The organism is Nocardia sp. 2TAF39 (assembly GCF_052114905.1).
Taxonomy (GTDB): domain Bacteria; phylum Actinomycetota; class Actinomycetes; order Mycobacteriales; family Mycobacteriaceae; genus Nocardia.
In genome coordinates this window covers 39,788-53,363 of the sequence record NZ_JBFRFQ010000018.1, presented here as the reverse complement: position 1 = coordinate 53,363, position 13,576 = coordinate 39,788, and the positions used below count along the sequence as shown (strand labels likewise).

Annotated in this window: 17 protein-coding genes; 4 read left to right on the top strand and 13 right to left on the bottom strand. The window is 69.4% G+C overall.

Translation table 11 applies throughout. The annotated features are described in order from the left end of the window. Positions 1-10 precede the first annotated feature (10 nt). The 4 genes from AB4Z47_RS14045 to hemL all read right to left on the bottom strand — a co-directional run bounded on the left by AB4Z47_RS14045 (position 11) and on the right by hemL (position 3,097). Positions 11-259 (bottom strand): hypothetical protein, encoded by a 249-nt coding sequence (locus AB4Z47_RS14045; protein ID WP_441950946.1) that lies wholly within the window; start codon positions 257-259, stop codon positions 11-13. Further along, complete coding sequence (locus AB4Z47_RS14040) at positions 256-903, bottom strand: TlpA disulfide reductase family protein (protein WP_441950944.1); 648 nt, start codon at positions 901-903, stop codon at positions 256-258. Before AB4Z47_RS14040 ends, AB4Z47_RS14045 begins: the two co-directional genes overlap by 4 nt. Further along, entirely contained in the window at positions 900-1,550 is a 651-nt protein-coding gene (locus AB4Z47_RS14035; protein WP_441951055.1) for a histidine phosphatase family protein, read from the bottom strand. The genes AB4Z47_RS14040 and AB4Z47_RS14035 overlap by 4 nt, the downstream gene beginning before the upstream one ends. Positions 1,551-1,759: 209 nt before the next feature. Continuing rightward, positions 1,760-3,097 (bottom strand): glutamate-1-semialdehyde 2,1-aminomutase, encoded by a 1,338-nt coding sequence (gene hemL, locus AB4Z47_RS14030; RefSeq protein WP_441950942.1) that lies wholly within the window; start codon positions 3,095-3,097, stop codon positions 1,760-1,762. 173 nt (positions 3,098-3,270) lie between these two features. Here hemL and AB4Z47_RS14025 point away from each other — a divergent pair, with 173 nt between their 5' ends. After that, positions 3,271-3,669, top strand: a complete 399-nt coding sequence (locus AB4Z47_RS14025) for a hypothetical protein (RefSeq protein ID WP_441950940.1) — start codon at positions 3,271-3,273, stop codon at positions 3,667-3,669. Positions 3,670-3,692: 23 nt separating this feature from the next. On the opposite strand, the gene AB4Z47_RS14020 is transcribed toward AB4Z47_RS14025, so the two are convergent. The 6 genes from AB4Z47_RS14020 to hemB form a co-directional block, all read right to left on the bottom strand. Next, complete coding sequence (locus AB4Z47_RS14020; RefSeq protein WP_406266841.1) at positions 3,693-3,914, bottom strand: hypothetical protein; 222 nt, start codon at positions 3,912-3,914, stop codon at positions 3,693-3,695. Between the two features lie 177 nt (positions 3,915-4,091). After that, positions 4,092-4,328: a hypothetical protein gene (locus tag AB4Z47_RS14015; protein ID WP_441950938.1), complete on the bottom strand. Its 237-nt coding sequence runs from the start codon at positions 4,326-4,328 to the stop codon at positions 4,092-4,094. A 58-nt stretch (positions 4,329-4,386) separates the two neighbouring features. Continuing rightward, positions 4,387-4,650: a hypothetical protein gene (locus AB4Z47_RS14010; RefSeq protein WP_441950936.1), complete on the bottom strand. Its 264-nt coding sequence runs from the start codon at positions 4,648-4,650 to the stop codon at positions 4,387-4,389. After that, complete coding sequence (locus AB4Z47_RS14005; protein WP_441950934.1) at positions 4,647-5,138, bottom strand: hypothetical protein; 492 nt, start codon at positions 5,136-5,138, stop codon at positions 4,647-4,649. Before AB4Z47_RS14005 ends, AB4Z47_RS14010 begins: the two co-directional genes overlap by 4 nt. 323 nt (positions 5,139-5,461) lie before the next feature. After that, a complete protein-coding gene (locus tag AB4Z47_RS14000) occupies positions 5,462-5,977 on the bottom strand; it encodes a hypothetical protein (RefSeq protein ID WP_441950933.1) in 516 nt (171 codons plus the stop codon). A gap of 5 nt (positions 5,978-5,982) precedes the next feature. Continuing rightward, positions 5,983-6,960 (bottom strand): porphobilinogen synthase, encoded by a 978-nt coding sequence (gene hemB, locus AB4Z47_RS13995; RefSeq protein WP_441950931.1) that lies wholly within the window; start codon positions 6,958-6,960, stop codon positions 5,983-5,985. Between the two features lie 216 nt (positions 6,961-7,176). Here hemB and AB4Z47_RS13990 point away from each other — a divergent pair, with 216 nt between their 5' ends. From AB4Z47_RS13990 to AB4Z47_RS13980, 3 genes are all read left to right on the top strand, one after another. Beyond that, positions 7,177-7,962 carry a hypothetical protein gene (locus tag AB4Z47_RS13990; RefSeq protein ID WP_441950929.1) on the top strand — a complete coding sequence of 262 codons (786 nt, stop codon included), beginning with the start codon at positions 7,177-7,179 and terminating at the stop codon, positions 7,960-7,962. A gap of 45 nt (positions 7,963-8,007) precedes the next feature. After that, positions 8,008-8,826 carry a tetratricopeptide repeat protein gene (locus tag AB4Z47_RS13985; RefSeq protein WP_441950927.1) on the top strand — a complete coding sequence of 273 codons (819 nt, stop codon included), beginning with the start codon at positions 8,008-8,010 and terminating at the stop codon, positions 8,824-8,826. Positions 8,827-8,899: 73 nt separating this feature from the next. Continuing rightward, positions 8,900-9,217: a hypothetical protein gene (locus AB4Z47_RS13980; protein ID WP_441950925.1), complete on the top strand. Its 318-nt coding sequence runs from the start codon at positions 8,900-8,902 to the stop codon at positions 9,215-9,217. Between the two features lie 192 nt (positions 9,218-9,409). On the opposite strand, the gene AB4Z47_RS13975 is transcribed toward AB4Z47_RS13980, so the two are convergent. The 3 genes from AB4Z47_RS13975 to AB4Z47_RS13965 all read right to left on the bottom strand — a co-directional run bounded on the left by AB4Z47_RS13975 (position 9,410) and on the right by AB4Z47_RS13965 (position 13,543). Further along, positions 9,410-10,972: a uroporphyrinogen-III synthase gene (locus AB4Z47_RS13975; RefSeq protein ID WP_441950923.1), complete on the bottom strand. Its 1,563-nt coding sequence runs from the start codon at positions 10,970-10,972 to the stop codon at positions 9,410-9,412. Positions 10,973-11,051: 79 nt separating this feature from the next. Continuing rightward, positions 11,052-12,104 carry a hydroxymethylbilane synthase gene (gene hemC, locus AB4Z47_RS13970; RefSeq protein WP_441950921.1) on the bottom strand — a complete coding sequence of 351 codons (1,053 nt, stop codon included), beginning with the start codon at positions 12,102-12,104 and terminating at the stop codon, positions 11,052-11,054. After that, entirely contained in the window at positions 12,101-13,543 is a 1,443-nt protein-coding gene (locus AB4Z47_RS13965; protein ID WP_441950919.1) for a glutamyl-tRNA reductase, read from the bottom strand. The genes hemC and AB4Z47_RS13965 overlap by 4 nt, the downstream gene beginning before the upstream one ends. Positions 13,544-13,576 lie beyond the last annotated feature (33 nt).

The window sequence follows — 13,576 nt, the reverse complement described above, 5'->3', positions numbered from 1 at the left end:
GGCTCGGGTCTCACACCGACTCCCCCTCGGGCGCCTCCTCGGGCCCCGTGCGGCGCAGCGACACGCGCCGCCCGGTGACGGCGGGCTCCTCGATCACATCGAGCACACCGAAATCCAGCAGCGAGTCGGCAGCGACGCTGCGCGGCACGGTGGCGATACCCGCCCACCGGTCATCGACGGCCCATCCGCCGCCGATGCGTCGGGGGCCCTGCCGTGGCCGACAGGCACGCGGCTTGCGGGTACGGCGGTCGCGATTCATTGTGATTCCTCCGCGGCGAGACGTTCGACCACCGGCTGCAGATCGTCGGCGAGCAGAGACCGCAGGAAGACCGCGGCGACCCGGTGTTGCCGATCGAGTACGAGGGTGGTGGGGATGACACTGGTAGGGAAATTACCGCCGAGCGCGAGCAGCGTGCGCATAGACGGGTCGTAGATGGACGGATAGCCGACCTTGTTGTCGACGACGAAGTCCTGGGCCTTGTCCTGTTGCGGGTCACGGACATTGATGCCGAGATACGCGACACCCTTGTCCTTGGTCGCCTCGTAGACCTTTTCCAGGGCGGGCGCCTCGGCGCGGCACGGACCGCACCACTGGCCCCACAGATTGAGCACCACGACCTTGCCCGGGTAGTTCTCGACCGATATGGTTTTGCCCGCGGTCATCAGGTCGGGGCCGGCCAGCGCGCCGATGGTGCCGCGCGCAGCGGGCGGGTCGTAGAAGATGTCGGTCTTGCCACCGGGCGAGACGAACTCGAAGGTGCCGCCGGAAGCCACCGCGTCCGAACCGGTCGAACAGCCCGCGAGCGCGGCGATCAACGCCACACACGCGAGCAGAACCGGTATCGCCCGCCGGGTCGGCGTCGTGGCCGCCGGCGGGGTGACAGACGAGGTGGAACGAGTCATGCGCCGTGCACCGAGGGGTCCGAGCCGCCCGCGGGCTCGGAGTAGACGATGTCCACGAGCGTGTCGCCCTGGTAGACCAGCGAGGTCAACGAGGCGAGCGAGCACTGCCGGTGCCGCGGGTCGTGCCACAGCCGCTGCCCCTGCAGAAACCGCCGCAGCGTCCACACCGGCAACTGGTGCGACACCAGCACCGCCTCGCGCCCCGCCGCCTCGACCCGCGCCTTGTTCACGGCGGCCAGCATGCGGTGCGCGATCTGCAGATACGGCTCACCCCAGGACGGGGTGAACGGGTCGCGCAGTTTCCACCAGTGCCGCGGCTTGCGCAACGCGCCGTCGCCCACCGAGACGCGCAGCCCCTCGAAAGTGTTGCCCGCCTCGACGAGGTTCTCGTCGGTCCGCACGATCAGGCGGTGCTGCGCGGCGATCGGCTCGGCGGTCTCCTGTGCCCGCTGCAGGGGAGAGGCGAACACCAGCGCGATATCGTGATCGGCCAGCGCTCGCGCGACCGCACCGGCCTGCGCCCGGCCGGCCACCGACAGGCTGAAGCCGGGGAGCCGCCCGTACAGGATGGCGTTCGGGTTGTGCACTTCGCCGTGCCGCAGCACGTGCACGATCGTTTCGACCGGCGGGGCGCCGCCGTCATGCACCCGCTCGCCGACCAGAACCGGGTTGTCGGCGGCCGAACCGGCCACCGTGGACTCGCCGCCCGCACCGACGGCATCCGAGTCGGCGGGCAGCCCGCCCGACGGGCCTGCGGTGGATTCGATACCCGCGTCGGCGGTGCCCGGCTCGGCGGCGTCGGTGGTGGGGTTGGGCAGCCCGCGATGTTCGGCATCGGGTTGATCGCGATCGGAGCTCACGCGCGGGATCCTTCGGGGGTGGCGGCCGCGGCCGCGTGTGCGGCGGCGGGCAAGGCGGCGGCGATACGGTCGAATGCGTTTTCGTCGAGCGCCGCGGACACGAACCATGCCTCGAACGCGCTCGGCGGCGCATACACTCCGCCGTCGAGCAGAGCGTGGAAGAACGCTGGGTAGCGCCAAGTCTGGCTCGCCTTGGCGGCGGCATAGTCGGTGACCGGGCGTTCGGCGAAGAACACGCTCACCATATTGCCCGCGAACTGGACCTGATGCTCGACTCCCGCGCCGGTCAACGCCGCACGGAACAGACCGCCGAGACGCTCGGCGTTGCGGTCGAGCGCGGCGTAGACGTCGTCGTCGGCCGCGCGCAGCGTGGCGAGGCCCGCCGCCACCGCGACGGGGTTACCGGACAATGTGCCTGCCTGGTAGACCGGGCCGAGCGGGGCGAGGTGATTCATGATCTCCGCGCGCCCGCCGAACGCTGCGGCGGGCAAGCCGCCGCTCATCACCTTGCCGAAGGTGTAGAGATCGCCCGCGACGCCCTCGCGGCCGAACCAGCCCGCGCGGCTGACCCGGAAACCGGTCATCACCTCGTCCATGACGAGCAGCGCACCGTGCTCTGCGGTGAGCGTCCGCAGGCCCGCGTTGAAACCGGGCAGCGGCGCGACCGCGCCCATGTTGCCCGCCGCGGCCTCGGTGATCACGCATGCGATCTCGCCGGGATTCGCGGCGAACGCGGCCGCTACGGCGTCGAGGTCGTTATAGGGCAGCACAATGGTGTCGGCAGCCTGGGCACCCGTGACGCCGGGCGAGGTGGGCAGGCCGAGCGTGGCGACGCCCGAGCCCGCGTCGGCGAGCAGTGCGTCGACGTGACCGTGGTAGCAGCCGGCGAACTTTATGATCTTGGTGCGGCCGGTGTAGCCGCGCGCGAGCCGGACCGCGCTCATGGTGGCCTCGGTGCCGGAGTTCACCAGGCGCACCCGGTGCACGGGGGCGACCCGCTCTACGATGGCCTCGGCGAGCTCGATCTCCGCCTCGGTCGGCGCGCCGAAGGACAATCCGTCGACTGCCGCGCGGCGCACCGCGTCGACGACCGCGGGGTGCGCGTGTCCGAGGATCATGGGCCCCCACGAGCAGACCAGGTCGACGTACTCGTTTCCGTCGGCGTCGACGAGTGTGGAACCGTTGGCGGAGGCGATGAATCGAGGTGTGCCGCCGACGGATCGGAATGCCCGCACCGGGGAGTTGACGCCACCCGGAATCACCGAACTGGCCCGGTCGAAAAGCTGAGCGGAAACCGGCACCGATGCACTGGTCACGCGCGGAGAAGAACTCACGTATTCCAGTCTCTCAGCCCGCTTGAAACGGTCCGACGACAGGGTGTAGTGGAGTGACGCAGGCCGCAACCGATCTGCAACACGCCGATGCGTCGTTTGCGCGGATATTGATCGCTGCGCGATTGCCGATGCGTAGTGTCGGGAACCATCGTCTACCGGCTGGGAAGGTCTGCATGCGGATTGCCATCGTCAGCGCGACTGTGCTCACCGCTTTCACCGCGGCCGTCGGCGCGACCGCGGCGCTGGGCGCCGGCTCGGCCGCCGCCGCGGAACCGATCGAGCAGGTCGACCAAGGGCGGATCGGTCTACACCTGAACCACGAAGAGACCATCGCGCTGGCCGACGGGCCGATTCCCGCGGTAGTCACCATGATCGTCCCGCTCAACCGGATCGGTGCCGGCCTGAAGAACGACACCGGTATCTACCGTGACGGAAACGGCGGGGTGCACGCCTCACTGCGCCAAGTGGTGTCGGAGGCAAGCAGTCACCTGGACGGGACGGTCACCTTCTATCTGAATGCCCCGGGCACCCGCAACGGCCGCGTACTGGACATTTACCAGAACTGGAGCTGAGCGCGGGTGCCCAGGACTGTCCGTCAGGTGTACATGCAGGGCGCCTGCGCCGAGATGGTGTGCAGGAAGCACATGAACGAGTTGTAGGGGCCCGCGGACCCCGATTCCGGCACGAAGATCGGCGCGTCGACGGCGGTCGCGTCCTCCAGCGGCAGACCCGGACTCGCACCCGCAGGCGCTGCCCCGATCCCGAGGGCGGCGGCCACGGCAAACGCAGCACAGATCTTCACAGCGAACCGGTTCATCAAACACATTCCTTATCGATACGCGTTCCAACCGCGGCCGAAATGCTGACGGCCGCAGGGAGATTCCTGGAAAAGCGCGCGGTCGGCGAGCTTGCCGCACCCGACCACCACGCGTGGTGCAGCTGCACGGTAACCCAGGCGTGCGGCCCGAGGCGATTCGACGGCGATACGTCTCGTCTAGGTGATGCCGATGCAGAACAGTGCGAATCCGGTGGTTACCAGGCAGGACAAGGGTTCGGGCAGCCCGCGCAGCAGCGACGCGGGCGGGAATGTGGCCGTGAAGGCTGGCGTCACCGGAACCGGTTGCGCCGGAGCGGAATCCGCAGGTGCGGCGACTGCCGGGACCACCGAGGCCGCACCGATCAGTCCCGCGACCATCGCACCGAGAAGCGTTCGTCGGACTGTTGGCTTCATGCACTCGATGTTCCCGGGATCGGTGCGGCCAAACAGCCATGGCGAGCAGAACCGCCGGTCAGCGTCCCGTACCGGCGGGTCCACGGACACCACGGACGAGCCGGGCCGTCGCGTCGACCACAAGCACCCCGGCCACCGCGACGAGCACCGCGGCCGACAGCAGCAAGGGCGCGGCATAACGGGTCGCGGTGAACCCCGGCGCGTCGCCGGACGGCACGAAATCGGTGGTGCGAATACCGTTGTGCCCGCTCAGCACCGCCCCGAGCAGCGCGAGCACGATCAGGACCACTTCGACGATCACCGCGACGATCCAATGCCTCAATGGTCCACTCCGTCCTCGCTCCGATCCACGACGTCGGTCAACGCCGCTCGCAACGCTTTGTGATCCTTGGCCCACGCCTGCACCAGCGTGCCGTCGGCCAGCCGCAGGCCGATGCCGGTGCGGCGGCGCGGCACGCCGGTCAACTCGCCGAGCGCCCTGGCCGATTCCCATTCGCTCTCGCCCGCATCGCGCCAGGACTCCTCGTCGCGCTCGGGGAAGACCTCGGCGATCGAGCCGAGCGGCAGCGATTCGGTGCCCTCGCGCAGCGTCGTTCCGGTGAGTTCCACACCGACGTGCCGTTTGCCCGCGATCACTTGCAGCACAACAAACCCCGCGATCAAGGCGGCACAGAAGACGAGCGCGAACCAGTGCACGGAACCACCCGAGACAAGTTCCAGGACAAGAATGGCCAGGCACAGGATCGGCCCGTAGGACACCGCACGCCAATGGGCGCCCGGTTCGGCGAACACGACGGTCGTATCGGTCACGCCGAGCCCACCACGACGGCGCGAAACGACACGACGGGAAGCGGAATCAGCGAGTCAGACCGGGCAGCAACAGCACGGCGACCGTGAGCACACCGAACAGGATCAGCAAGGTCAAGACGGCTAGATCCCGCCGAATGCTGTGCGGCTGATGGATCACCACTCGCATCGATGCCTCCGATTCTCCGGGGCTGGCCGCCCGATCCCGCAGACAAGCACAAGAAAACGTATGACAGGCGACTACCGGTTCCCGTGTCCACTGTGACAACCCTCACGATACATGCCGACCAGTCCTTGACAAATTGAGAACCTGTTGCATCAGCGGTTCACCGTTGGCCTATCTGGAAATACGCGGTGGATTCGGGACGGTGGGAGAGATAGATCGCGCCGACGCCGAGCACGCTCTGCACGATCGAGGCGCCGCCAGCCACCAGCGCGGCCGTTCCGTTCACCGCGTCGATCGCGAACAGCGCACCGACACCGACCACGACGACCCACGCACCGAGGGCCGTCAGCACAGTCCGCGCCCAGAGCTTGCCGCGCGCGAACTGATGCACGATCACCAGCGCCAGCGCGGCGACGCCGAGCCCGATCAGCAGCACAACCACGTACACCATCGCCACCATCAGCTCGGCGGTGGCGATCGTGACCTGTGGGTCCTTCTCCCTGGCCTGGTCGAAAACCTCCTTGGCGAAGGTGTGGCGCTGGGACAGTGCGCCGGTGATCGACGCAATCAGCTGCACGACGCCGAATCCGACCACACCCCACCACAATTGCCGCGCGGTGCCGACATCCACCGGCATCGGGGCCCTGGTGGGTCGAGCACCGGGCGGTCCCGGCATGTTCGTCACGACAACCAGTGCGCGGCCTCGGTCGCCCAGTAGGTGAGCACAATGTCCGCGCCCGCCCTACGGATACCCATCAGCGACTCCAGGACGGCGCCGCGGCGATCGATCCAGCCGCGCTCGGCGGCCGCCGTGATCATCGCGTACTCGCCGGAGATCTGGTAGGCGGCGACCGGAACCGTCGAGCGATCAGCCACGTCCCGCAGGATGTCCAGATATGACATGGCCGGCTTCACCATGACGATGTCCGCGCCCTCGGCCAGATCCAGCTCCAGCTCACGGATCGACTCGCGGCGATTGGCCGGGTCCTGCTGGTAGGTACGCCGGTCGCCTTCCAGCGACGAGGCGACAGCCTCCCGGAACGGGCCGTAAAAGGCCGAGGCGTACTTCGCGGCGTAGGCCAGGACGCCGGTGTCGGTGCGACCGACGGCGTCCAGTCCCCGCCGGATGGCGCCGACCTGGCCGTCCATCATGCCGCTGGTGCCGAGCAGGTCGGCGCCCGCGTCGGCCTGGGCCAGGGCCATGTCGACGTAGCGGTGCAGCGTCGCGTCGTTGTCCACGGTGCCGTCGGCGGCAAGCACGCCGCAATGGCCGTGGTCGGTGAACTCGTCCAGACAGGTGTCGGCCATCACCACGGTCGCATCACCGACCTCGTCGGAGAGCGCGCGCAAACCGCGGTTGAGAATGCCGTGCGGATCGCTGGCCTGGCTGCCGATGGCGTCCTTGTCCTCCGGGCGCGGCACCCCGAACAGCATGAGACCGCCGACGCCGGCCGTGACCGCCTCGACGGCGGCTTTGCGCAGCGAATCCAGCGAATGCTGCACGACACCCGGCATGGAGCCGATCGCCCGCGGTTCCTCCAGGCCGTCGGCCACGAACATCGGCAACACCAATTGCCGTGGTTCGAGTGTTGTTTCGGCCACGAGACGACGCAATGCAGGGGTACGGCGCAACCGCCGCGGGCGGTCCATTCCGGTCATGAATCGCACGATACGCCCGGTCGGATCGGCTGTCGCGAGCACCCTTTGCCTGCCGTGCGGGCGCGCGCGAGGCGGCTCGACCCGGATCCAGCGGCGCCGACATCGGCCGCCGGGGAGACGGTCATTCGGGTACCTGGAACGGTGCGTGAAATCACACCTGCGGCGGCACCCGAAGGCGCATACTCCGACTGAGGGCGAGACCCCATGGGGGACAGGATGACCGATCCGCACATCGATATCTCGCTGGCCAGAGCCGCCGACTTCGAGTCGTGGGCGGCGGTGCTGCTGTCGGACTGGTGGCCGGTGCTGACCGGCGGCCTGCCCCCGCCCGCCACCACACTGCGGGCGTGGCGGGCCGCCGATGGAACGGCGCTGGTCTTCCGGGTCGAGTTCGTCGCTCGGCAACTGGCCGAGCCTCGGATGATGCCCGCCGCGCACACCGCCTTCGGCACGCTCGGCATGATCCCCGACGAATACGAATGGGCACGTAGCCGGGGCAGCCACCTGGTAGGCAACACTGAGGACGCCGTTGTGCAACTGCGGTTCTCCGATACCGCGCACACCGTTTTGGTCCGACTGCAGAGCGGGCCGTACCAGGTGGCGCCGGAGGCGGGCCGACGACTGCTGGCCAGGGCCGAGGCGAACCTGCCGTTCCCGAATACCAGCACCGGTCCGCTGGACGTGCGGGTGGCCCGTAACAGCGCGAGGCACCTGCTCGCTCGGCACGGCAGGCGGTACGCCACCCCGGCGGACCCTTTGCAACTCGGTCCGCCGGAGCGGGTCGCCGACCTGGGATGGGCCTTCATTTTTCCCTGGTCCACCACGTCCTGGTATACCGACGGCGCGGCGCCGGCGCTTCCGCCGGGCAGTCGAGGGCCGATCGTGGTCGTCAAGGACTCTGGGCACACCTGGCTGCTGAACAGCCTGAACAGCTACCGCTCACAGCTGACCGCTTACGCGCGCGACCGCGGGTACCCGGACACCGTTCGGCATCCGAGATGACCGGACGCGGGAGTTCCCGACGGCATCGAAACCAAGGGGGATGACATGTCCGAACCAACCGAGCCGCCCACCGATGTCGAACTCGTCGCCATGGAGCGGCGAGCCGAGGCACTGTGGGACGCGGGCGATGCGGCGGGCGCCGAACTCTGGCTGCGCCGGGCCGCGACAGGCGGCAGCGCGGGCGCCATGGCGAAGCTGGGCACGCTGTTGAGCACCAACGGGCGGATCGGCGAGGGGATCGACTGGCTGGAGACCGCCGCCGCGCGCGGCAACCCGATGGCAGGCCAGCAACTGGGCCTGCTGCATCTGGAGCGGGGGAATTTCAAGGAGGCCGAGCGGTGGTTGCGACCCGCGGCCGAGCACGGACTGCCCGAAGCATTGTGCAACATGGGGGTGCTTGCCAATCGCCGGGGGCGTAACGACGAGGCCGAGGGCTGGTACGAGCGAGCCGTGCGCGCCGGAAATCCCACGGCTATGCGCAGTCTCGGACTGCACCTGGCGCGCCGCGGCGAATTCGACCGCGCGATCGAGCTGCTCACCGAAGCCGCGCGCCGGGGAAGGACCGATGCGATGGCGGTGCTCGGCGCTCTCCACCTCGACCAGGGTGATCAGCTCGCGGGTGAACGATGGTTGCGCAAAGGCGCCGACGCGGGCGACCCGGACTCGATGTTTCACCTCGCGCTGTTCCTGCGCGAGCGAAACACCGCCTACCTCGCGGGCGACCTCGCCGATCCCGAGGTGCTCCGCGCCGCCGCCGCGATCGCCACCGGCCGCACACCCGCGCAACAGGAGGCGAGGCAGTGGCTCGAACGCGCCGCCGCACTCGGCCATCCCCAGTCGTTGCGGCTGCTGCACGACCTGTGAGCCGTGCGTCGTCGTGCGTGAAAACCATTGTGAGACCCAAAGTTTGTCGGTACCACAGGGTAGAATCGAAGATATGTTCGAGGGGCTCGCCGCCCCGATCCCCACGGGAGGGATGCCAGTGCGCACGCCGAAAACCGTTCTCATCGACCGCCCCTATACCCCATTGGAGAAGCGTCCGCTGCCCGCAGGTCGTCCCCGCGCGTGGTATGTCATACACAACCGGCGTCTGAAGGCGATGCGACTCGCGATCGCCCTGCTCGACTCGGGCGTCTACGCCCCGAGTTACGCCACCGACAAGCGGATCCGGCACACCGCCGAGGTGGTCGGCATCCGTCCGCCGTCGGAAGCCACCTGCAACATGGTTCGCACCCTGATGCGCAGGCGGCACTGACATTCGATGGGCGCCGCTCAACGGGCGCGTGCCATCTTCCGGAGAAAAGAGCCGCCGACATGCGGTCGACGGCTCTTTTCGCGCGTCATGGCCAGGCATGCGGCCCCGAACACACTGCCTGATCGCAGGATTCGACCTGCACCCGAACCGTTCCACCGCCCACCGGCGGGGCGATGCGTCCGAGACCGCGGATCAGCGGCTGCGGCGGCTCTTCTTGCGTGGCGGCGGCAGAAGCCCTTCGGCGCGGAGCCGGGCGGCGTGCTCGGCCAGCGCCTCGACCAGGGGACCGACCTGAGCCACCTCGGGCTGCACGTCGACGCGCAGGCCGAACTCGATGGCGGTTTCGGCGGTCTTGGGGCCGATACACGCCACGATGGTGCGGGCATGCGGCTTGCCCGCGATACCGACCAGGTTGCGCACCGTGGAGGAGGAGGTGAACAGGACCGCGTCGAAGCCGCCGGTCTTGATCATCTCGCGGGTCTCCGCAGGCGGCGGCGATGCGCGCACCGTGCGGTAGGCGGTGACGTCGTCGATCTCCCAGCCGCGATCGCGCAGCCCCTCGGCCAGCGTCTCGGTGGCGATATCCGCACGCGGCAGCAGGACCCGGTTCACCGGGTCGAAAATATCGTCGTATGGCGGGAAGTCGGCGAGCAGGCCCTCGGAGGACTGCTCACCGCTGGGCACCAGCTCGGGGTTGATGCCGAACGAGCGCACCTTGTCCGCGGTGGCCTCGCCGACGCAGGCGATCTTCACACCGGAGAATGCCCGTGCGTCCAGACCGAACTCGGCGAACTTCTCCCACACCGCGCGCACCGCGTTGGTGGAGGTGAACACCACCCACTGGTAGCGCCCGTCGACCAAGCCCTTGACCGCGCGTTCCATCTGCGCCGGGCTGCGCGGAGGCTCGACCGCGATCGTCGGCACCTCCATCGGGATGGCGCCGTGCGTGACCAACCGCTCGCTCATCTCGGCGGCCTGATCCTTGGTACGCGGCACCAGCACGGTCCAGCCGTACAGTGCACGCGACTCCCACCACGACATCTTCGAACGCTGAGCGACAACCTTGCCGATGGTCACCACCAGCGGACCGACCAGCTCGGAGGCCGCGCTGTTCAACGTGGCCAAGGTGGCCTCGATGGTGCGCTGCTGGCGGGTGGTGCCCCGCACCGTCACCGCGACCGGGGTCTGCGGCGCCATACCGTGCTCGACCAGTGCACTCGCGGTTTCGGCCAGGTGCCCGGAAGTCGCGTGCAGCACAAGCGGACCGGGCGCGGTCGCGAGTGCGGCCCAGTCGACCTCGCCGCGCACGTCGGCCTCGGTGTGCCCAGAGCCGAGCGCGATGCCCGCGTAGCTGGGAACCGCCGAGCCGTTGGGCAGGCCGGGCAGCACCTCGAACACCATGTGCGAACGGGTGACGGCGTTGACCTCGGCGATCACCGAATCGGTGGTCAGTGGGTCGCCCGCGACCACGCGGACCACGTCATGCCCGCTGCGCGCCTCGGCGATCAGCGTCTTGGCCACTTCGGCGGGCTCGCCGAGCGCGGGCCGCACGTCCACCGGACGCTCGCCGTCGGGACCTGGCTGGACCGCGGTGCCGATCAGGGCGAGCACGCCCTTGTCGACGTCGGGGTCGGTGAACGCCAGCGTCGCCCGACCGATCACTTCACGGGCCCGCACGGTGAGCAGCGCCGGGTCACCGGGACCCGATCCGACGAAGAGAATCCGACCGGGGTGCTTCTTGGTGGCTCGACTCATGCCTGCACCTCACTGACGCTCGGCTCCGTCATGACCGAGCGATGCTCGGCCGTGCCTATGATTCGCTCGCTACGCTCGCTCATTGGCTGTTCTCCATCGGGCTGGGATTGGGCAAGTCTGTGGCGGGCGAACTCACCGCCTGTGCGCGGGAACCGTCGTTCGGTTCGGTCGCGAGAAGCTCGCGCGCACCCATGTCGAGCAGCTCGCGGGCCAGCGCGCGGCCGAGCTCCGCCGCCTCCGTAGGGGCGCCGACCACCGACGCCCGCAATACATCGGACCCGTCGACGGCCGCCGCGCACGCGCGCAGCGAAAGCTCGTCCACGATCCGTCCTTCGTCGTCGAGCGACTCGACGACCTCGGCGAGCGCGCCGATCGGCGCGGTGCAACCGGCCTCCAGCTCGGCGAGCAGCGCCCGTTCGGCGAGTACCGACGCGCGGGTAGTCGCGTCGTCCAGGCCGGTGAGAATCTCGATGAGCGCGTCGTCGTCGCTACGGCATTCGACCGCAAGGGCACCCTGGGCAGGGGCGGAAAGCATCTGCACCGGCTCGAGTGCCTCGGTGACCGCGTCCAGCCGATCGATGCGGGCCAGTCCGGCCCTGGCCACCACGACAGCGTCCAACTCGCCCTCGATGACCTTCCGTAGCCGGGTGTCCAGGTTGCCACGCAGCGGGACGACCTCCAGGCCGAGGCCGAGTGCCCGCAGCTGCGCCGCGCGCCGCGGCGCGGAGGTGCCGACCTTGGCGCCCGTCGGGAGCTCGCCGAGCACCAGTCCGTCGCGTGCCACCAGGGCGTCGCGCGGGTCCTCGCGGGGCGGGATGGCGGCGATGGTGAAGCGCGAATCCTGCGCGGTCGGCAGATCCTTATAGGAGTGCACCGCTATATCGATGGCACCGCCGGCAAGCTCGTCCCGCAGCGCGGAGGTGAACACGCCGACGCCGATCTTCTGCACCGGGTCCGCCGACAGGTCACCGGCGGTCTTGATCACGACCAGCTCGGCCGGCTGCCCCGCGGCGATCAGTGCGTCGCGCACCGTGCCCGCCTGGGTGAGAGCGAGCAGGCTTCCTCGGGTGCCGATCCGCCACGGCGCACGTGTGCTGCCTGCGGTCATGTTGCCTTCCTGCACCATGGTCATGCCGTCTGCCCCTGTTCCTCTCCGCGATGCCCGGCGGTGAAGTCGTCGGCCAGGGCGATCTCGCCGTCGGCCAGTGTGAGGTCGGCGCCCTCGCCGGGGAGCGCGGTGATCTCCATCGGCGCGGCGACCGCCTGCGCGGCACCGGGTTTCAGTTCGAACAGTTCGCGCAGCGCCTCGGCATAACTGTCACCGCCAGGCGTGGACGCCAGTTGCTTGACCCGCACCGTCGGCGCGTGCAGTAGCTTGTCGACCACACGGCGCACGGTGCGCGCGACCTCGTCGCGCTCCGGATCCGCGAGACCGGGAAGCCGCGAACCCAGTCGGAGCAGTTCGGCCTCGACTACCTCCGCGGCGCGCTGGCGCAACGCGGCTACGGTCGGGGTGACCTCCGCCATCCGCTGTCCGGCAAGGTATTTGGCGAGCTCGTCGGCGACGATCGAGCGTGCGGCCGCGGTGTCGTCGGCGGCCGCGCCGGCCGCGGGATCGCGCTGCAACGTCTCGATGTCGATGACCGTGACACCGGGCAGCCCTGCCACGGCGTGCTCGACGTCACGGGGCAGGCCGAGATCGCAGAACACCAAAGGCCGCTCAACCGTCGCGAATTCGTCGCCGCGCTCCCGCTCGGTGAGCGCACGGTGGGTGTCGGCCAATGTCACGACCGCGCCGACCGCGCCGGTACAGGTGATTACCACGTCGGCCGCGGCCATCGCCTCGGTGAGCCGGGACAGCTCCCGCGCGTCGGCCTCGACGCCGTGCGTGGCCGCGGTCTCGGTGAGCCTGCGTGCCCGCTCGATGGTGCGGTTCACCACGATGATCCGGCCGATCCCGGCGCGCGAAAGATGCGCCACCGCGAGGCCGCCCATCGCGCCGGCGCCGACGACAACGGCGGTCCGTCCGGCCAGCGGGCCGAGCACGTGCTGCGCGCGATCCAGCGCCACCGACACCACCGACGCGCCCGCGCGGTCGATCCCGGTCTCGGAGTGCACCCGCTTGCCGACCCGCAGCGCGTGCTGGGACAGCTCGTGCAGGGTCCGCCCGACCGCCTGCTGGGCGTCGGCAGAGGCGTAGGCGCCGCGGATCTGGCTGAGCACCTGCTGCTCGCCGACCACCATCGAGTCCAGGCCGCTGGCCACCGCGAACAAATGCTCGGCGGCAGCCTCGGCGTAGCGGACGTAGGCATGCTTGGTCAGATCGGGCAGCGGCAGTCCGGAGTGCTTGGTCAGCAGGTCGCCGACGTCGGCGAGACCGCCGTGGAAGGCATCGACCACCGCGTAGACCTCGACGCGGTTGCACGTGGAGACGATCATCGCCTCGGAGATGTGGCTGGAGGCGAGCATGCGGTCGATGAGCTTCGGCCGGTCCGTATCGGTGATCGCCACCTTCTCCAGCACCGCCACCGGCGCGCTGCGATGCGAGATGCCGACGAGCAGAACGCTCATGCCTGCGCCTCGCTGACGCCCGGCTCAGGCATC